Raw genomic sequence first — 18,161 nt, forward strand, 5'->3', positions numbered from 1 at the left:
CGCAGCGTGTATGATAGCGAACATCGAGGGAGCGCTCGGGGACGCGCCCGGTGCATTGGACGCGACGCCTTTTGTCGACGTACCTTAGTGATGTAGCACGTTAGGCCAAGGAGAATACAGTGGGGCACGCTCAGTTACTGATCAGCTACGGCCAGGCCTTCGTCGCCCCGGACCGGCGAAAGCACAGAAGCTCCATGTCGGTGAGCGTGCCCGACACTCCCTTGCTCAACCTCAAGGGTGCCTGCGCGGTGATCAGCGATTCGCTGTCGCGTAACACCATGGCCAAACAGGCCGGCGATCTGAGCGTGCGCGGCTTCATGGCCGACTACTACTCCACGCCCGAGCACTGGGATATCAAGACCTCGGCCACCCGGGTGATGCTGGCGCTCAATAGCTGGTGCTACAGCCAGAGCCAGCACGTCAAGGAGGGCAGCTTCGTCTCCTCGATGTCGGCAATGATCTTCAGAGGCGGTGAAGCCAATCTGTTTCATATGGGCGATACGTTGGTGTTTCGCCTGCGTGGGGCCGAGTTCGAGCAGCTTACCCGCGACCACGTCACCGACGTGGGCGGCTATCGCTACCCCTCCCGGGCGCTGGGCATGGATGGCAGCCTCGACATCGATTACAGCCTGGTCGAACTCAAGCAGGGCGACTTTTTCGTCTTCACCACGCAAGGCGTTCGCGGCACGCTCATGCCGTCGGACTACGTGCGCCTGATCCGCGAAAACGCCAGTGACCTGGACGCCGCCTGCGAGCGGTTGGCAAGCGAAGCCAGAGAGCGCGCCCAGGAGCGCGGCTACGGCGGGGATCAGTTCTGCTTTCAGATACTGCGCATCGACGAGCTGCCCGAAGAGACCGAGGACGACCCAGCGCTGATTTACGGCGATTTGCCGATTCCACCGGAGCTCTCCCCGGGGCAGCGCCTGGACGGGCTGGAAGTCGAGCGGGTTTTATCGCGCAACGCCCAGTCCCGCGTCTACCAGGTGCGCGACGTTCACTCTCAGCGCCAGATGGTCATGAAGGCGCCAAGCCCGGAACTTTCGCTGAGAAACGCCTACCTCGAGCATTTTCTGCTTCAGCAGTGGGTCGTGGAGCGGGTCAACTCGCCCTTCGTGGTGCGGGTGATCGAGCCATCAAGGCCCAGACGCTACCTTTACTACCTGATGGCGTTTGTCGAAAGCGAAACGCTCAGAGAGTGGGCGGACCGCCACCCCCAGGCGAGCCTGAAACAGCGCCTGGATATCGCCAATCAGCTCGGTAAGGCGGTGCAGGCGCTACACCATCGCGACATCATTCATCAGCAAATTTCGCCGGACAACGTGCTGATCGATATCCACGGCAAGGTAGTGCTAGCGGACTTTAGCGCCTGCCACATGCGCGATATGGAAGGCCACCGTAACTCCGGCGAGCTGTTGCGCCAGGTGGGGTTCACCGAGCACACCGCCCCCGAGTATGCGCTTGGCGACAGCGTTGGAAGGCGAAGCGATCAGTATTCGCTGGCGTCCACCGTTTACTGGCTTTTGACCGGCGCGCTCCCCTACACGCTGACGCCGGACCGGCTTAGAAGCCACACCGATCTCGAGTCGCTTACCTACAAAAGCGCGCGCAGCGCCAACCCCGAGATTACCTCGGCGCTGGACGATGCGTTGCGCCGGGCGTTGGACCCGCAGCGGGCACTTCGCTTTCGCAAAATGTCGGAACTTCTGTACGCGCTTCGCGTACCGCTTGGCCGTGTGGCCCATGTCGAAATGCGAAGCGAGCCCCGGCGTTTTTGGCAGGGCGTGGCAGGTATCCTGCTGCTGCTGCTCGTGCTCTCCTGGCTTTTACGCTAGCGTTTGGCGAGCACAAAAAAGCGGGGCGATGTAATCATCGCCCCGCTTTTTTATCGGCCGTCACCGGCGCAAGTCGATCGCGCTCAAAGGGTAAAGGTAGGCAGCTTTTGCTCGACCTTTGCAAGCTTCAATTTGGCGACCTTCGGCAGGCCGTTCTCGAACGGCGGGAAGTCCTCGCCCTGGATCAGCGGCGAGAGGTAGTCGCGGCAGGCTTGGGTGATGGCGAAGCCGTTGTCCGAGATGAAGTCCCGTGGCATGAACTTCTCCTGGTTGGCGATCTGCGACAGCGGCGCCGAGATTACGTCCCACTGATAAGGCGTTTGCGAGATACGGCGAATCGCCGGCATCATCGAGTTTTTGCCCGCCAGCGCCAGGCTCACGGCCTCGCGGCCCACGGCGTAGGCTTGCTCGACGTCGGTTTTGGAGGCCAGGTGACGCGCGGCGCGCTGCAGATAATCCGCGACCGCCCAGTGGTACTTGTAGCCCAGATCCTGCTTCACCATGCCGGCAAGCGTGGGCGCCACGCCGCCGAGCTGGCGGTGGCCGAAGGCGTCGGTGTTGCCGGCGTCCGCCAGGAAAGTACCGTCTTCGTAGCGCGCGCCTTCCGACACCACGATCACGCAGTAGCCGTACTTCTTGACGCTCTCATCGACGCGTGCCATGACGGCCTTGCGATCGAAGGCGATCTCCGGAAAGATCACCAGGTGCGGCGGCTCACCTTCACCTTCACCGGCCAGCCCTCCGGAGGCGGCGATCCAGCCGGCGTGGCGGCCCATTACTTCCAGTACGAACACCTTGGTCGAGGTGGCGCACATGGAGGCGATATCCAGGGAGGCCTCTCGGGTGGAGGTGGCGATGTACTTGGCCACGCTGCCAAAGCCCGGGCTGTTGTCGGTGATCGGCAGGTCGTTGTCCACGGTTTTAGGCACGTGGATAGCGGTGAGCGGGTAGCCAAGCTTTTCCGAAAGCTGGGAGACTTTCAGGCAGGTGTCGGCGCTGTCGCCGCCGCCGTTGTAGAAGAAGTAACGGATATCATGGGCCTTGAATACTTCGATCAGGCGCTCGTACTGGGCACGGTGAGTCTCGATATCCTTGAGTTTGTAGCGACACGAGCCAAACGCGCCGCCGGGCGTGTGGCGCAGTGCGGCGATGGCGTCGTCGCTCTCCTGAGTCACGTCGATCAGATCTTCGGTCAGCGCGCCGATGATGCCGTTATGACCGGCGTACACCTTGCCAATCTGGTCGGGCGCCTGGCGGCAGGCTTCGATCACGCCGCAGGCGCTTGCGTTGATGACGGCGGTGACGCCACCGGACTGGGCGTAGAAGGCGTTGTGCTGAGCCATGGAAACCTTTTAACTCCTGATCAAAAGAGAGCGTGGCCGGTCGTTTGAGCCCGGCCAATCGCATCGTAAACGGCGGGATTTTAGCGTAAAGCGCTCGGGACTGCATCAGGCCCAAGTATGGTTGGGCGAGTGCTTACTCCGCTGTATCCAGGTCCTGCTCCTGCTGAGCCAGCCGCCAGCCACCCAAATCCTTGTAGCGGTTGACCATGGTGCAAAAGAGCTCGGCGGTGCGTTCGGTATCGTAGCGCGCCGAGTGCGCGGCCTTGTTGTCGAACTCGATGCCCGCGGCGCGGCAGGCGCGGGCCAGCACCGTCTGCCCGTAAACGAAGCCCGCAAGCGTTGCGGTATCGAAGCTCGAAAAAGGGTGAAAGGGGCTTCTTTTGACATTGCAGCGAGCGGAGGCGGCGTTCAAAAAGCCGTGGTCGAAGGCGGCGTTGTGGCCGACCAGAATGGCGCGAGAGCAGTTGTGCGCCTTGACCGATTTGCGGATCGGCTTGAAAATTTCGCCGAGTGCGTCGGCCTCGGAGAGCGCGACCTGTTTTCTGAGCGGGTCGTCCAGGTTGATGCCGGTAAAATCGAGCGCGGACTGCTCGACGTTGGCGCCCTCAAAAGGCTGAATGTGATACGAGTAGGTATCATCGGGTAGCAGGTTGCCGTCGGAGTCCATCGTCAGCGTCACCGCGGCGATTTCAAGCAGCGCGTCGCGCTGGGCGTTGAAGCCGCCCGTTTCCAAATCGATGACGACCGGTAGATAACTGCGAAAACGCTGGGCCATCAGGTCGCGGGCTATTGCCTCGCTCATGCAGCTCTCCTTAAAAGCGAGTAGTCGGTAAAGAAGTCGTCGGTCGGGGATAGCGAAGGCGTTCGCTAACAGTGCCCTGATTCTAGCAGCTTTACCCTGGCGGCGTCGTTGACGGTGTTCCCGGCTCATTGAGAGCGCTATACTCTTGGTTTAACTCATTCGATAAAGTCCGACGTTAAAACGGGCTTTGCTAACCCCAAGGAGTCAAGAATGTCCGATGTCAAAAAGGTTGTGCTGGCGTATTCAGGCGGCCTGGACACATCCGTAATCGTCAAATGGTTGCAAGAGACCTATAACTGTGAGGTCGTGACCTTCACAGCCGACATCGGCCAGGGTGAGGAAGTCGAGCCGGCGCGCGCCAAGGCGCAGGCCCTCGGCGTCAAGGAAATCTACATCGAGGATCTGCGCGAAGAGTTCGTTCGCGACTACGTCTACCCGATGTTCCGCGCCAACACCATCTACGAAGGCGAGTACCTGCTGGGCACCTCCATTGCCCGCCCGTTGATCGCCAAGCGCCTCATCGAGATCGCCAACGAAACCGGTGCCGATGCGATCTCCCACGGCGCGACCGGCAAGGGCAACGACCAGGTACGCTTCGAGCTCGGCGGCTACGCCCTGAAGCCCGGCGTCAAGGTCATCGCGCCCTGGCGCGAGTGGAACCTTACTTCACGCGAAAAGCTGATGGCTTACTGCGAAGAGCACAACATCCCGGTCGACTTCTCCAACAAGAAGAAGAAATCGCCGTACTCCATGGACGCCAACCTGCTGCACATCTCCTACGAGGGCGGCATTCTGGAAGACCCCTGGGCGGAAGCCGAAGAAGACATGTGGCGCTGGAGCGTCTCGCCGGAAGAGGCGCCCGAGACCCCGACCTATATTGAGCTCACCTTCGAGAAGGGCGATATCGTCGCGATCGACGGAGAAGCGCTCAAGCCCCACGAAGTGCTCGAGAAGCTCAACAAGCTCGGCGGCGATAACGGCATCGGCCGTCTGGACATCGTCGAGAACCGCTACGTCGGTATGAAGTCACGCGGCTGCTACGAAACGCCTGGTGGCACCATCATGCTGCGCGCCCACCGCGCCATCGAGTCGCTGACGCTGGATCGCGAAGAGGCGCACCTGAAAGACCAGCTGATGCCGAAGTACGCCGAAGTGATCTACAACGGCTACTGGTGGAGCCCGGAGCGGCGCATGCTGCAGGCCGCCATCGACGAAACCCAGGGCAACGTGTCTGGCGTCGTGCGCATGAAGCTCTATAAAGGCAACGCCACCGTGGTGGGTCGTAAGTCCGAGCAGTCGCTGTTCGATGAGTCGATCGCCACGTTCGAAGACGATGCCGGCGCTTACGACCAAAAAGACGCCGAGGGCTTTATCAAGCTCAACGCGCTACGCCTGCGCATCGCCGCCGGCAAGGGCCGCAAGCAGAGCTGAGCCGCCCCGTGATGCACGCTTGATGTGAATAAAAACGGCCAGTCTGACTGGCCGTTTTCATATCAAGATGTTGTCGGTCAATCGATTTTGGAGAGCGTCATGTTCAAGAAACTACTATCGGCCCTGATGGGCGGGAGCGAGAAGCCCGCTGCCACATCCCGGGCTTCCGAACCGGTAATCTATTGCGACTTCGCGATCGTCTCCACACCGGACGCCCAGAGCGGGCAGTACCGGGTGAGCGGTACGATCAGCAAAACATTTGAGGATGGCCAAGCGCGTGAGCACCGCTTCGAGCGCTCGGACATGCTGCCGTCGCGCCAGGCCTGCGACGAAATGATGGTCACCAAGGCCAAGCGCTATATCGATGAGGTCGGAGAGGCGATGTTCGAGCCGGACCCGCGAGATAAAAGCTGACGGGTCGAGTCCTAACGCTGTCGGTATAACACGAGCGTATTGTCGATCAGTGATCGTGCGCGCGCGGCAGCGCTTAGTATCAATGAATCCGGCAGGCCCTCCAGTTTGATACCGCTTTCGGCTGATTCGACGTCGTTGAGCATCGCGCCGAAATGACCTTCTCGCGTGATCAGGGTGCGCCAAAAGCTGCCGCCGAGGTTGAGCTCTTTCATCAACGTGTCCAGATCGATATTCAGAATCACCGGCATGTGCGACAAGAGTCCGATGATAAACCCCTCTTCGTCATCCATGCGCCTGCTTTTCGCTACCTGCTCACAGGCCAGTGCCTTGGTCAAACCCTTGATCAGGTTGAGCTTGTTGGCCGGACTGTTATTGGCAAAAAGAATAATCGTCACCATCGTTCTAAGCTCGTTGACCCCCAGAAGCTGAATGCAATCACTCAACTTGTAGGAGGGCTTTGCAAGCGCGTGCCAAACCGAGTTGGCGCGTCTCAATACGGCTTCCACCAGGTAAGGGTCTTGCGCCACCAGCGATTTAATCTCCTGCATGTTGATTTCCGGCTTATAGAGCTTGGCAATCAGGCGGAGTAGGTTGGCCTTTGGAGATGAGCGGCGAACATAGCGAGTTTTTTGAGCGGTTGGCCGCTCGTAAAAATAGCCCTGAAAAAGCGTCACTCCCAACGCCTTGAAATGCTCGAACTCCTCACGCGTTTCCACGCGCTCTGCCAGTAACGTCAGTTTTTGTTGCTGAAGTGATTTGATCATCTCATGGGTGATATCGGATGAAATATCCAGCTTGACGATATCGCAGTATTCCAACAGCGATTGGTGATCTTCCTGTGTTTGAAAGTCGTCGATCGCCAGGGTGTAGCCTTGCGCCTTTAACCGCTCCAGCGCCTTTTTGACCTCCGGGGTCGGACGCGTCGATTCAAGAATTTCCAGTACCACTTGATTGGCAGGCAAGGCGTGCAAGTCGGGGTTGAGAAGCCACTGCTCCGAGACGTTGACGAACAGTTTGCGCGCGCCACAAAGTTTTTTTAATCCAATTTCGTAAATTGCAACGGAGCAGGCGCGGGCGGTTGCCTTGACATCGTCATCGACGCTGGCTGTGGCGGCATCAAAATGGCCGCGATAAAGAAGCTCATCTGCGACATGGCGAAGTTGACCGTCAACGATGGGTTGCAGGGCAATCGTATAGTTTTTACTAGCCTCCGCGGGTGTGTCACTGTTCATTCGATGAGTGCATTCCGAGTTTGCAGGGAGTTGGAGCGTCAAATTAATTTATATTAATCTGGTTATTGTCACATCACTGTGCTTAAGAAAATAATGATTGCTTTAGTGTAAACGGCTTATGCCTAAAACGACAGTTGATGTGTGTTTACAAGCTGCCATCACGGCGGTCCAGAGCGCTGGCTTGAAAAGCCAATAGTTGATCGAGTGTGAGAATGTGGCGCGCCTTGAGGCGCGGCAACATCGAAAGCCACAGTTCGGCGGTTAGCTGGGCGTCCCCCAAAGCGGTGTGGCGAGCCCCCGGGGGAATCGATAGTCCATAGCGTTTTGCCTGGGATTCGAGATCGTGGCCGGGCAGAGCACTGTCCAACGCTTTGGATATCAGCAGGGTATCCAGTATCGGATGGGAGAGACGCTTACCTGCCTGGCTCAGTGCGAGCAGATCGAACGAGGCGTTATGGGCCAAAAGCACCGCTTCGCGAGCGTAGGTTTCAAACGCTTCAAGCACCACGCTTGCGGCGGGAGCATCGCGCACGTCTTCATCGCGAATGCCGTGAATGGCCGTACTCGCGGCGGGGATAGCGCGCTTGGGGTTGATATAGCGCTCAAACACGTCGCTTGCCAGCAGCCGGTTATTGACGATGCGACAGGCGCCAAGACTCAATAGCGTATCGGCGCCGCGAAGGTCGAGCCCGGTCGTTTCGGTATCGAAGGCAACGATAGCCAGTTGATCCAGCGCGCGCTCGGAAAGCGGCGTTTGGGGCGGCGCCAGGCGGGCGATATCGAAGTCATGAAACTCGGGCCGTGAGGCAATATCGGGGTCTGGAGCGCTTTGGCGCGTCGAGCTTTTAAGCGATACGCAAAGGCGCGCGTGAACACCATCCGCGTCCTGTTCACTCCAAAGTTCGCTGCCATGGAGTCCAAGAATGTCGCCCACCGTGGGCGAAAGCGGAAGTGAGTCGATCACCGCGTTTCGCCACTGATTTAGTCGTGTCTGCTCGATGGCGCCCCCTTGCCAGATGAAAGCTAGCCAAACGCCTTTTCCCTCATGAACCAGCGAGCCCTCGAAGCGGCATTGAGGCAGTTGGCCGTGCAGCTGGGTCACCAGTAAATCGAAAAGCGCGATCAGCGACGGCGCGTGGCCCTTGAACCAGCCCGGCACCCCGATCGGCGTGATCAATTTGAGCGAGGGATTTAACTGCTCATCCAGGGTATGCCAGAACGCGTTGGACCAGATCGAGCTCAGGCGCTCGTTGACCAACTCACTATGATGCCAAAGCTCCTTGAGTAGGGAGAGTGACGATGCCGGCACGGTTTGCTCGAGCGAGTCCAGCGTCAGCGTCAGGCGTTTTCTAATTCCCAACTCGTTTTGCCAGACGCGCGTAACGTCCTTGAGTGTCACCAGAATCTCGCAAGGCGTGTAGGAAAGTCGGGTCAGACTAGCCGATATCGTCCGCTCAAAAGCGCTGGTCAGGACGTCGCGCGAAAAGGTGTCGTCCGCATCCATCGCTTCAACCAGCGCATTAAAACGCGCGGCCAGTACCGGGTCGGGCAGAAGATGCTTGAGCTCCTTGCCCAGGCCCAAATTGAACGGCGAGGGGAAAAGCGCGCTGGCCGCCGGGTTGAAAAGTAGCAACCTGCCGTGCTGATCGAAAAGCAGTACGGGGGTTGGTAAACGCTCGATCAGGCCTTCCAACTCCTGACGGATTCGCGCGGCTTCTCGCGCTCCGTCTCGGTGGGCGTTCTTTAACCGTTCGCGGTCGTCTCTCCAGCGCTTGGCAATCTGACAAAGGTCCGGGCCCAGGCTTTCGAGCCAGCCGCCGGGAGCATCGATGGGTTTGTCCGGATGGGCGATCAGTTTACCCAGCTCCGCATGCAGCGTACGCAGCGGTTTGAAGAGATAACGCTCGAGCAGATACCCAACCGCCAGCAGCGTCGCTCCACCTGAAAGTGCGCAAAGCCACATTAAAAGCCTGGCAGCAGGCTCCAGCGCCAGACGACTGTCGAGCCACGCTGCGAAAATGGCGCCGCCTGCGAGGCTTATGCCTCCCAGTAACAGCCAAAGGCCTACGAGCCATTGCGGCGTGGGCAGCCCTTTACGCATGGCGTTTACTCCTGGAAAGGCCAAACGCCCGGCGACGGGGTAGAGCCGTAACCGGAGTGTGCAACGTCACGCCTTTTGAGTGGTTCGATATAGCGATAGGCCTCGATTCCCATCAGGGCTTTGAAAATGAAGTTTAAGTAGATAGGCGCCTTGCGCCTAGGCGACCTTGGTGCAAATCCGCCGGTGATTGCTTGAAAGCGGGGCGCATCGAGGATTGCTATAATCCCGCCTCTTTTAAAAGCGTTAGTCAATAGGACAGGGCATGCGGGTACTGCTACTCTCGGCGTACGAGGCGGTTAGCCACCGCTACTGGGCGGATCAGTTGACGGCGCGGCTGGACGATATCGAGTGGGTGCGGCTAAGCCTTACGCCGCGTCATTTCGCGTGGCGTATTCGCGGCAATCCGCTGAGCTGGTGGCTCAGGGAGCACGCCACCTTGAGTCAGGCGTTTGACGTCGTACTCGCTACCTCGATGGTGGACCTGGCCACGCTCATCGGGCTTTTTCCGCACCTGGGGCAGGCGCGCAAGATCGTCTACTTTCACGAAAACCAGTTTGCCTATCCGAGTTCGAGCGCGCAGCGCCCGCCCGTCGAGGCGATGATGGTCAATCTCTACTCGGCGCTGGCCGCCGACGAGGTCGCGTTCAACACCGCCTTCAATCGTGATTCCTTCATCGACGGCGCGAAGGCGTTTCTAAAAAAGATGCCGGACAAACTCCCCGTTGCCGCGCCGCTGGAGGCGCTACGGCGTCGCGCACGTGTTCTCCCGGTACCGCTCGAGGCACGTCCATGCAAGGTCGCTTCAGGTTCGTCTATCAATCGAATCATCTGGAACCACCGCTGGGAGTACGACAAGAACCCGCAGGACTTTTTTGAGGTGCTGTTCCAACTAAGCCAGGCAGGCGTCTCGTTTGAACTTGCCGTGGTGGGGCAGCGTTTTCGCGACGCCCCGGCGGTTTTTGATGAGGCCAGGGAGCGCCTTGGCGCGCATATCCACTGCTGGGGGCCGCTCGAATACCAACAATACCAGGCGCTTTTGGACGAAGGCGGCATCGTGGTATCGACCGCCTGGCACGAGTTTCAGGGGCTTGCCATCATGGAGGCCGCCCAGCGCGGCGCTCGCCCGCTGGTCCCCGCGCGGCTCTGCTTTCCCGAACTCTACCCGGCGGCGTTTTGTTACGACGGTACACGCGACGGACTTTTCGAGCGCCTGAAGGGGTGGCTGGAGGTTCCGGAAAGCCGACCACCAACGCTCGACCTTCAGACGTTCGAGTGGCCGCAGTGGCAGGCGCGCTACCGCGAATTAATTGTGGGGAAATGACCGGGGGCGGTCAGAGCTCGGTTTTCTCCTTGTATTCGCACAGATCCTCGATGAGGCAGCTGCCGCAGCGCGGCTTGCGGGCGATACAGGTGTAGCGGCCGTGCAGAATCAGCCAGTGGTGAGCGTCCTGCTTGAACGTGCGGGGCACGTGGCGCTCGAGCTTTTGCTCCACTTCCAGCACGTTCTTGCCCCTGGCGATGCCGGTGCGGTTGGAGACGCGAAAGATATGCGTGTCCACCGCGATGGTCGGCTCGCCGAAGGCGGTGTTGAGGATCACGTTGGCGGTCTTGCGCCCGACGCCGGGCAGCGCCTCCAGCGCCTCGCGGCTTTTGGGCACCTCGCCCTGATGGCGCTCAACGAGCAACTGACAGGTTTTCATCAGATTCTGCGCCTTGGTGTTGTAAAGGCCGATGGTCTTGATGTGCTCTTTGAGTCCTTCCAATCCAAGCGCCAGAATTTGCGGTGGCGTGTTGGCGATGGGGAAGAGTTTGGCCATCGCCTTGTTGACGCCAACGTCGGTCGCTTGGGCCGACAGGAGCACGGCGGTCAGAAGCTCGAAGGGCGTGCTCCAGTTGAGCTCGGTGGTCGGGTGCGGGTTTTCCGCCTGAAGCCGGGAGAAGATCTCGGCACGTTTTTGAGCATTCATGGAGTCGTTTCCGAATCGAGCGCCGCGCGGGCCGAATCGACCACCTGCTGGGCCTTGTCGAGCTGCTCTTCGACCTGGCGCACCGCCGCGCTATCCTGCTGGCGCTTGGCGTGAGCGAGCTGCTGGCGCACGTGGCGAAGCGACTGCTCGGCGGCCTTGAGCGCCAGCCGCTTCTGGTGGCGGCGCGTGGCGTTGGGCTCGGTCGTCGTGGCGGGCGCGACGCCGGAAAGGCGTTCAAGCGTGGTGTCGAGCTCGTCCAGTTTCTGGCGCTGCGCCGCTAGCTGATCGGCTACGACCTGGCGCTGAGCGTCATCCTGCTCGGCGGCCAGCTTGCGCTCGAGGCGCTTGAGCGCCGCCGCCTGGCGGGCGCGACTGGCACGCAGGGCGCTTGGCGAGAGCTCGGGCGCTTGCGGGGCGGCCACAGCGGGCGGGCTGGCGGCGTGACGTTTGGCGCGGCGCTGCGCTTTGGCCTCGGCCTCGGCGGCCAGGCGCTGGTTGCGCGCAATAAAGCGCGAGCGCCCCTTGAGGGCGCGCTGCTCCAGGTAATCGGTTTGCGCGCCGGGCGTGGACGCCGCCTGCCACTGCGGGTGGGGTACCAGGTCGATGCAGTCGACCGGGCAGGGCGCGACGCACAGCTCGCAGCCGGTGCATTCGCTCTCGATCACGGTATGCATCTGTTTGGCCGCGCCGAGAATGGCATCCACCGGGCAGGCCTGGATGCACTTGGTGCAGCCGATACACTCGGCCTCGCGAATCACCGCCAGCAGCGGGGGCTGGGGCGGCTCGGCCAGCGCAATGACCGGGCGACCGGTCAGCCCGGCCAGCCGCTTGAGCGTTTCATCGCCGCCGGGCGGGCAGCGGTTAATGGCTTCGCCCTGGACAATCGCCTCGGCGTAGGGGCGACAGCCGTCATGTCCGCACTTGGTGCACTGGGTTTGCGGAAGCTCGGCGTCGATGGCATCGATTAACTGCGTGGCGAGCACGTTACATCACCCGCTGGCCCGGTTTGGCGCCGCTATCCGGTGACATCAGGTAGATGCCCTCATTATCGCCTGCCGCCAGCACCATGCCCTCGGACATGCCAAAGCGCATCTTGCGCGGGGCCAGGTTCGCGACCATCACGGTCAGCCGACCCTCGAGCGCCTCCGGCGAGTAGGCGCTGCGAATGCCGGAGAAGACGTTGCGGGTTTCGCCGCCCAAATCCAGCGTGAGCTGCAACAGCTTGTCCGCGCCTTCGACGTACTGCGCCTTGGCGATCCGCGCGATGCGCAAATCGACCTTGGCGAAGTCGTCGAAACCGATCTCATCGGCGATCGGCTCTTCCGCCAGCGGCCCCTTGGGTGTTTCCTTGAGTTTCTGCTCTTCCACCAGGTCCTCCTTCGATGCCTCGATCATGGCGTCGATTTTGTCGCGCTCGATGCGCGTCATCAGCGGCTTGAATTTCTCGATGGCGTGATCGGTCAGTACGGCCGTGCGGCTTTGCCAGTCAAGGCGCTCGAGCTTGAGAAAGCGCTGCGCTTCAACGGCCATGGCGGGCACGACCGGCGCCAGGTACACCATCAGTTGACGGAACAGGTTGATGCCCACGGAGCAGATATCCAGCACCTCCTGCTCGCGGCCTTCCTCCTTGGCCAATGCCCAGGGCGCCTTATCGGCGATGTAGGTGTTGGCCTCGTCGGCGAGCTCCATGATTTTACGCATGGCGCGGCCGAACTCGCGCGCTTCGAAATCCTGAGCGATGTCGTCGCCGGCATCGATAAAGCGCTGTACGAGCGTCGGCTCGGCGCAGTCTGCGGAAAGCGTGCCGCCGCCGAGTTTTTTGACGAAACCGGCGCAGCGGCTGGCGATGTTGACCACCTTGCCGACCAGATCGGAGTTGACCCGGGCGGTGAAGTCGTCGAGATTCAAATCCAGATCGTCGACGCCGGCGCTGAGCTTGGCGGCGAAGTAGTAGCGCAGATACTCCGGGTTCAGGTGCTCGGCGTAGGTGGCAGCCTTGATGAAGGTGCCCCGCGACTTCGACATCTTGGCGCCGTCGACGGTCAAAAAGCCGTGGCAGTTCACCGCGGTGGGGGTGCGCATATCCGCCCCGTGGAGCATCGCCGGCCAGAACAGGGCGTGGAAGTAGACGATGTCCTTGCCGATGAAGTGGTAGACCTCGGCCTCGGAGTCCCTTTCCCAGAAGCTATCGAAATCGATGCCTTCGCGTTCGCACAGGTTCTTGAAGCTGGCCAGGTAGCCGATCGGCGCGTCGAGCCATACGTAGAAGTACTTGCCCGGCGCATCGGGAATCTCGAAGCCGAAGTAGGGGGCGTCGCGGGAGATGTCCCACTCGTTGAAGCCGGATTCGAACCACTCCATCAGCTTGTTGCGAATCTGCGGCTGCACGTGGCCGTCACTGATCCACGCCTGCAAAAACTCACTGAACTCGGGCAGCTTGAAGAAGTAGTGGGTGGAGCTTTTCACTTCTGGCGTCGCACCCGAGATCGCCGATACCGGGTCGATCAGCTCCGCCGGTGTGTAGGTCGCGCCGCACTTTTCGCAGTTGTCGCCGTACTGGTCGTCGGCCTTGCACTTCGGGCAGGTGCCCTTGATGAAGCGGTCCGCGAGAAACAGACCCTTGACCGGGTCGAACATCTGCTCGATGTCACGGGTGGCGATATGGCCCTTGTCGCGCAGGCGGGTGTAGATCTGCTCGCTGAAGTAGCGGTTCTCTTCCGAGTGGGTGGAGTGGTAGTTATCGAAACCCACGCCGAATTTGGCGAAGTCCGCCTGGTGGGCGTTCGACACTCGCTCGATCAGCGCCTCGGGGGTGATGCCTTCCTGCTCGGCGCGCAGCATGATCGCGGTGCCGTGGGCGTCATCGGCGCACACGTAGAAGCAGCGCTGGCCCCGGCTCTTTTGAAAGCGCACCCAGATGTCGGTTTGAATGTACTCGAGCAGGTGGCCAAGGTGAATGTCACCGTTGGCGTAGGGGAGAGCGCTGGTCACCAGAATGTTGCGCGGGGCAGTGTTTGACATGGTTCGTGGACGTTCCAATTAGCCTGTAACAAATAAAGACGGCGAAGAGGGCACTTTGCCGATACTTCGCCGATAACGGGGCACTCAAAAAGCCGCAGGTCGCGGCACGTTGGGCCGCGCTGGTCAGCAGGGGTTCAGTAGAGCGCCTGCTCCTCTTGCACCACTTCCTTTAAGAGCTCTAGAAAAAGCTTGTCCGCCTCAGAGTGCTCGGCGGGGTCTTCGGGAATATGGACGCTGGTGGTGCCCGATATCTCGTTGGCGATACGCGCCATGACCGCCGGGCTCGAGCCTTCGGCGAACTCCTGGCGCGCAACGTTCAGCGACTGCGTGAGAATTTCCGGGTCCTGTAAAAGCTTACGTATGAAGCCGCGCAGCTCGTTGATCACGCGGGTTTTCTGAATTTCGGATGCGGACATGATGCGCTCCTTATCGCCTTGTCATCACAAGGCCTTGACCATTTCGAATATGCCTTGACCATAGCACTTTTTGCCACGCGCGGCATGAGGCACGCGCTGCGGCTAGACGCGCAGCCGCCCGGCCTTGTGTTTGACCGGGTTGGCGTACTGGGCCAGCCAATAGGGTTTTAGCTCATCGGAAACCGAGGCCAGCCGCTCGTTGAACCGTGCGCGATCATCGCGGCTGATGGCGCTGCGGGCGATCAGCTCCGGCGCCTCTCCCAGCGCCTCGAGGGCCAAATAGTGGCTCGGGAACAGCCGGTAGCCGCCGATCACCTGGCGGTCGATCTCGGCGGCGACTTCGTCCGGGGTCGCCATGTCCGCGCCGATCGGCTGACCAAAGCGCAGCTGCACGCGCCCCTTGGTGCCGGTGATGCCGGCAACGATCGAGCGGATGTCCTCGAACTCGGTCTTTGAATAGCTGCCCTTGTTAGCGATGTCGAAAAGCTCCTGGGCTTTTTGCACGTCGCAAGGGTCGTACTCATAGCTGATCGACACCGGTACCAGCTTGAGCTCGGCGATCGCATCGCCGAAAACGAACTCGCCGGCGTCGCCACGGCGCGCCATGGTCAACATTTTGACGATCGCCGGATCGGTGCGATCGATACCGTTCTTGGCACGCCCTTCGCGCTGGGCCATCCAGATCGAGTGGTTGTCCGTGGTGATCGAGTGGCGAATGTAGCCCGATAGCTGTTGGTAGGCCGCCAGCATCGCGCGTTTGCCGCGGGCGCTTCGGGGCACGATGAAGCTCTTGTTGAGCCGCATGAGATCGGTGACGTAGGGCTTTTTCAACAGATTGTCACCGATAGCGATACGCACCGTGTCGCGTCCGGCCTGGTAGAGCGCGTAGTTGACGAAGGCCGGGTCGAGCGAGATGTCGCGGTGGTTGCCGATGAACAGATAGGCGCTGTCGTCGTCGAGCTTCTCGAGCCCCGTGACTTCGAAGGCATCGGTGGTGGTGCGTATCATGCGTTCCATGTAGCTTGCGATACGCATTTGGAAATCATACACCGAGGCAACGTTATCGACCTCGCGGCGCACGGCGCGCCCGGCGAGCAGGCGTGCCACCCCGGGGGCCCACTTGGCCAATCGGGGCAGCTTGAACCGGGTCAACGCGTCCAGAAGCTCGCTGTCGCGCGCGAGCCGCGACAGCACGTCGTGCACCTCGTGATCCATGTAAGGGCGAATGTCGGCCCAGGGATCATCGGTCGAGGCGTTGGGGGCGTGGAGTTGGTCAGTCATGCGATCCGTTTATTAGAGTGAGCCAAATCGAGAAGCGTTGGACAGCGGCGAGCGCCGTTCAACTCGCATCAAGCGCTTTGCGGGGCGTCCGGCTCTTTTTTCGCCTCGCCGCCAAGCCACTCGAGCAGCCTGGGAATGTCCTGAGAAAGCGACTGCGCCATCAGGATGAAATCGGTTTCGAGTCGCGCCAGGGCGTCGTCGCCATCATCGGCGTGATCGGCCTCTTCGATCAGCGCGTCGCCAAAGCGCAGCGACTTCAGCGCCAGATCGTCGTGAAGCACTAAATTCAGCCGGCCTTCGAGCCCGAGAGCGAGCTTGCTCGCCTGGCGGCCGCTCTCCAACAGCTGCTGGATCTCGTCGCTGTCGAGGTCGACCTGGCGGGCGCGCAGTACGCCGTCGTCGCCCTTGGCCTTGAGCTCGACCTGATCACCGAGCTGCATGTCCGCCGGGCGGCTGGCGGCGTCGCCAAGCCAGGCCGTCATCGCGCGAATCGGCAGCGTTTCGGAGCTTACGGGAGTGACCTTGAGGCTACCCAGACTCTCGCGCAGTAGATCGAGAATCTCTTCGCAGCGGGTGCGCGAGCTGGCGTTGATGCCGATCAGATTGGTTTTCGTGTCCCACCATAGATCTACCTTTTGGCTGCGCACGAACGCGCGCGGCATCAGCTCTTCGGTGATCTGCTCCTTGAGTGCGGTCTTCTCCTTGCGGGAAACCTTGCGCGCCTCCTGGGCTTCGATATCGGCGACCTTGTCATCGAGCTCCTCCTTGACGACCGAGGCAGGCAGAAGACGCTCCTGGCGCAATACCGACAACAGGCGGTGACCTTGAATTTCGTGCAGAAGCTGACCGCTTCCCAAACGACCTGCCGGCGCTGTCCACCCGAGCCGGCGAGCATCCGAGCCGCCCAGCGGCCTCGATGCTAAAGGCTCCAGAGCGCGCTCGAGTGCCGCGGCGTCCGGTGCTACCTCGCCGTGCAGACGATACAAGTGCAGGTGTTTAAACCACATATCACCAATCCTATCCAAAAGGGGGCACATTATGGCGAAACGCCGACGCGACTGCCAGCCTCACGCATGCACCGGGTTTTATTGCCTACGTTTCAAACTTGTGTTTGATTGCGTAAGCGGTCGTTAGACGGATAATTATTCTTCTTCGGGGCGCCTGCCAAAAGCGAAATGCGCGTTTTTTACATCGAATAAGGAGTCAGTATGTCATCTTTGATCAATCGAGTCGGCCTTCGCGTTCGGGGTTATCACCTGGATGGCTATGGGCACGTCAACAATGCGCGCTATCTCGAGTTCATGGAGGAGGGGCGCTGGTCCTACTTCGATCAGCACGCGCGGCTCGTACGCGAAATGCACGATTCCGGGCGCGCTTTCGTCGTGGTCAATTTGAACATCGATTACAAACGCGCCGCGGTGCAAAACGATGACCTCACCGTAATGACCGGCTTGATCGAGGTCGGCGAGCGCAGCGCGCTTTGCCATCACCGCATTTTGCGTGCCGACGGCAAGGTGGTGGCTCAAGCGGACCTGACGTTCGTGCTGATGGACATGAATGCCGGCCGAGCCAGCACGATCGACGGCGAAATTCTCGAGACGATGAAGCGCATTCGAGTGGCCAAAACCGAGTTCGCCCTTTAAGTCGCCCACTCGCTTTCATTTTTTTGCGATTTTAGGGGCTAGACTCTTACTATCCCGCCGCCCCAGAGCGCGGGTTACCAGGCCAAGCGCAGCGGGCGATGGCTGCGCCTTGACAACACTCTCGACGGAAAAGGGCATTCGCTATGAGCGATGACAAGGAAGCGATCTACAAGGAGTTTCGAGAGGCCGTCAACATGGCGCCCAAGGAGCTCGAGGAGTGGCTTGAGACCGACGAGTCCAAATCCGTGGGTGATAGTGACGGCGGTGAGTCGACCGGGCACAAGTCGGGGCGGCGTATCGTCGAGATCAAGCGCAAAAACAAGGACGAGCTGACCGATAGCGACTATAGCCATATGAAGAAGGTGAACCAGTACGTGGCGCGTCATCTCAAGCAACCACCAAAGAAAGAGGACAAGAAGACCTCGCGCTGGCGCTACTCGTTAATGAACTGGGGACACGATCCGCTGAAATAATCGGCGAACGCCTCTCGGGTTTTACCCGCGGCCGAGCACTGCCTTTGGCCGCTTTTAACACGCTCGATTCAGACTCGGCGCGTCTGAGTGTCCCGCCACGCGCTTTTTTCACGACCCCTTGGGGGCCTACTGTTCTTTCAGGTCAACGCTTTGGCGTGCTCTCTGACTGCCCATGATGCTCACACAGTGGTATGATACATGCGAC

Annotated in this window: 16 protein-coding genes; 6 read left to right on the forward strand and 10 right to left on the reverse strand. The window is 60.4% G+C overall.

From position 1 onward, the window contains the following. Positions 1 to 119 precede the first annotated feature (119 nt). On the forward strand, positions 120 to 1,832 hold the full coding sequence (locus tag OCT39_RS08490) for a bifunctional protein-serine/threonine kinase/phosphatase (protein WP_263587212.1): 1,713 nt from the start codon (positions 120 to 122) through the stop codon (positions 1,830 to 1,832). A gap of 83 nt (positions 1,833 to 1,915) precedes the next feature. Here OCT39_RS08490 and OCT39_RS08495 read toward each other — a convergent pair whose 3' ends face one another. Both OCT39_RS08495 and rnt read right to left on the reverse strand, forming a co-directional pair. Then, positions 1,916 to 3,175, reverse strand: a complete 1,260-nt coding sequence (locus OCT39_RS08495; protein WP_263587213.1) for a 6-phosphofructokinase — start codon at positions 3,173 to 3,175, stop codon at positions 1,916 to 1,918. Between the two features lie 133 nt (positions 3,176 to 3,308). Continuing rightward, positions 3,309 to 3,977, reverse strand: coding sequence for a ribonuclease T (gene rnt, locus OCT39_RS08500; protein ID WP_263587214.1), 669 nt, complete (start codon positions 3,975 to 3,977; stop codon positions 3,309 to 3,311). Between the two features lie 210 nt (positions 3,978 to 4,187). On the opposite strand from rnt, the gene OCT39_RS08505 reads away from it, so the two are divergent. Next, entirely contained in the window at positions 4,188 to 5,408 is a 1,221-nt protein-coding gene (locus OCT39_RS08505) for an argininosuccinate synthase (protein ID WP_263587215.1), read from the forward strand. Positions 5,409 to 5,507: 99 nt separating this feature from the next. After that, the gene (locus tag OCT39_RS08510; RefSeq protein ID WP_263587216.1) at positions 5,508 to 5,822 is read left to right on the forward strand and encodes an HlyU family transcriptional regulator; all 315 of its coding nucleotides are present in this window, start codon (positions 5,508 to 5,510) and stop codon (positions 5,820 to 5,822) included. 11 nt (positions 5,823 to 5,833) lie between these two features. On the opposite strand, the gene OCT39_RS08515 is transcribed toward OCT39_RS08510, so the two are convergent. Further along, the gene (locus OCT39_RS08515) at positions 5,834 to 7,054 is read right to left on the reverse strand and encodes an EAL and HDOD domain-containing protein (protein WP_263587217.1); all 1,221 of its coding nucleotides are present in this window, start codon (positions 7,052 to 7,054) and stop codon (positions 5,834 to 5,836) included. A gap of 145 nt (positions 7,055 to 7,199) precedes the next feature. Continuing rightward, on the reverse strand, positions 7,200 to 9,155 hold the full coding sequence (locus OCT39_RS08520) for an exonuclease domain-containing protein (RefSeq protein WP_263587218.1): 1,956 nt from the start codon (positions 9,153 to 9,155) through the stop codon (positions 7,200 to 7,202). Positions 9,156 to 9,417: 262 nt separating this feature from the next. On the opposite strand from OCT39_RS08520, the gene OCT39_RS08525 reads away from it, so the two are divergent. Beyond that, complete coding sequence (locus OCT39_RS08525; protein WP_263587219.1) at positions 9,418 to 10,476, forward strand: DUF3524 domain-containing protein; 1,059 nt, start codon at positions 9,418 to 9,420, stop codon at positions 10,474 to 10,476. Positions 10,477 to 10,486: 10 nt separating this feature from the next. Here the strand turns inward: OCT39_RS08525 and nth are convergent, their stop codons facing one another. From nth to OCT39_RS08555, 6 genes are all read right to left on the reverse strand, one after another. Then, positions 10,487 to 11,122, reverse strand: coding sequence for an endonuclease III (gene nth, locus OCT39_RS08530; RefSeq protein ID WP_263587220.1), 636 nt, complete (start codon positions 11,120 to 11,122; stop codon positions 10,487 to 10,489). After that, a complete protein-coding gene (locus OCT39_RS08535) occupies positions 11,119 to 12,105 on the reverse strand; it encodes an RnfABCDGE type electron transport complex subunit B (protein WP_263587221.1) in 987 nt (328 codons plus the stop codon). Before OCT39_RS08535 ends, nth begins: the two co-directional genes overlap by 4 nt. Position 12,106: 1 nt before the next feature. Continuing rightward, positions 12,107 to 14,143: a methionine--tRNA ligase gene (gene metG, locus OCT39_RS08540; RefSeq protein WP_263587222.1), complete on the reverse strand. Its 2,037-nt coding sequence runs from the start codon at positions 14,141 to 14,143 to the stop codon at positions 12,107 to 12,109. Between the two features lie 134 nt (positions 14,144 to 14,277). Then, positions 14,278 to 14,559 (reverse strand): hypothetical protein, encoded by a 282-nt coding sequence (locus OCT39_RS08545; protein ID WP_263587223.1) that lies wholly within the window; start codon positions 14,557 to 14,559, stop codon positions 14,278 to 14,280. Between the two features lie 102 nt (positions 14,560 to 14,661). Next, the gene (locus tag OCT39_RS08550; protein ID WP_263587224.1) at positions 14,662 to 15,840 is read right to left on the reverse strand and encodes a 1-acyl-sn-glycerol-3-phosphate acyltransferase; all 1,179 of its coding nucleotides are present in this window, start codon (positions 15,838 to 15,840) and stop codon (positions 14,662 to 14,664) included. 68 nt (positions 15,841 to 15,908) lie between these two features. Beyond that, positions 15,909 to 16,847: a recombination-associated protein RdgC gene (locus OCT39_RS08555; RefSeq protein ID WP_263587225.1), complete on the reverse strand. Its 939-nt coding sequence runs from the start codon at positions 16,845 to 16,847 to the stop codon at positions 15,909 to 15,911. 201 nt (positions 16,848 to 17,048) lie between these two features. On the opposite strand from OCT39_RS08555, the gene OCT39_RS08560 reads away from it, so the two are divergent. Then, positions 17,049 to 17,483, forward strand: a complete 435-nt coding sequence (locus tag OCT39_RS08560; protein WP_263587226.1) for an acyl-CoA thioesterase — start codon at positions 17,049 to 17,051, stop codon at positions 17,481 to 17,483. A 143-nt stretch (positions 17,484 to 17,626) separates the two neighbouring features. Continuing rightward, positions 17,627 to 17,956 (forward strand): DUF3140 domain-containing protein, encoded by a 330-nt coding sequence (locus tag OCT39_RS08565; protein WP_263587227.1) that lies wholly within the window; start codon positions 17,627 to 17,629, stop codon positions 17,954 to 17,956. Positions 17,957 to 18,161: the final 205 nt, after the last annotated feature.

Source organism: Halomonas sp. GD1P12 (genome assembly GCF_025725645.1).
Taxonomy (GTDB): domain Bacteria; phylum Pseudomonadota; class Gammaproteobacteria; order Pseudomonadales; family Halomonadaceae; genus Vreelandella.

Coding starts and splice junctions, on each gene's coding strand:
- OCT39_RS08525 (WP_263587219.1), top strand. CDS start 9,418: ATGCGGGTACTGCTACTCTCGGCGTACGAGGCGGTTAGCCACCGCTAC.
- OCT39_RS08495 (WP_263587213.1), bottom strand. CDS start 3,175: ATGGCTCAGCACAACGCCTTCTACGCCCAGTCCGGTGGCGTCACCGCC.
- OCT39_RS08560 (WP_263587226.1), top strand. CDS start 17,049: ATGTCATCTTTGATCAATCGAGTCGGCCTTCGCGTTCGGGGTTATCAC.
- OCT39_RS08510 (WP_263587216.1), top strand. CDS start 5,508: ATGTTCAAGAAACTACTATCGGCCCTGATGGGCGGGAGCGAGAAGCCC.
- metG (WP_263587222.1), bottom strand. CDS start 14,143: ATGTCAAACACTGCCCCGCGCAACATTCTGGTGACCAGCGCTCTCCCC.
- OCT39_RS08565 (WP_263587227.1), top strand. CDS start 17,627: ATGAGCGATGACAAGGAAGCGATCTACAAGGAGTTTCGAGAGGCCGTC.
- rnt (WP_263587214.1), bottom strand. CDS start 3,977: ATGAGCGAGGCAATAGCCCGCGACCTGATGGCCCAGCGTTTTCGCAGT.
- OCT39_RS08545 (WP_263587223.1), bottom strand. CDS start 14,559: ATGTCCGCATCCGAAATTCAGAAAACCCGCGTGATCAACGAGCTGCGC.
- nth (WP_263587220.1), bottom strand. CDS start 11,122: ATGAATGCTCAAAAACGTGCCGAGATCTTCTCCCGGCTTCAGGCGGAA.
- OCT39_RS08505 (WP_263587215.1), top strand. CDS start 4,188: ATGTCCGATGTCAAAAAGGTTGTGCTGGCGTATTCAGGCGGCCTGGAC.
- OCT39_RS08555 (WP_263587225.1), bottom strand. CDS start 16,847: ATGTGGTTTAAACACCTGCACTTGTATCGTCTGCACGGCGAGGTAGCA.
- OCT39_RS08520 (WP_263587218.1), bottom strand. CDS start 9,155: ATGCGTAAAGGGCTGCCCACGCCGCAATGGCTCGTAGGCCTTTGGCTG.
- OCT39_RS08515 (WP_263587217.1), bottom strand. CDS start 7,054: ATGAACAGTGACACACCCGCGGAGGCTAGTAAAAACTATACGATTGCC.
- OCT39_RS08550 (WP_263587224.1), bottom strand. CDS start 15,840: ATGACTGACCAACTCCACGCCCCCAACGCCTCGACCGATGATCCCTGG.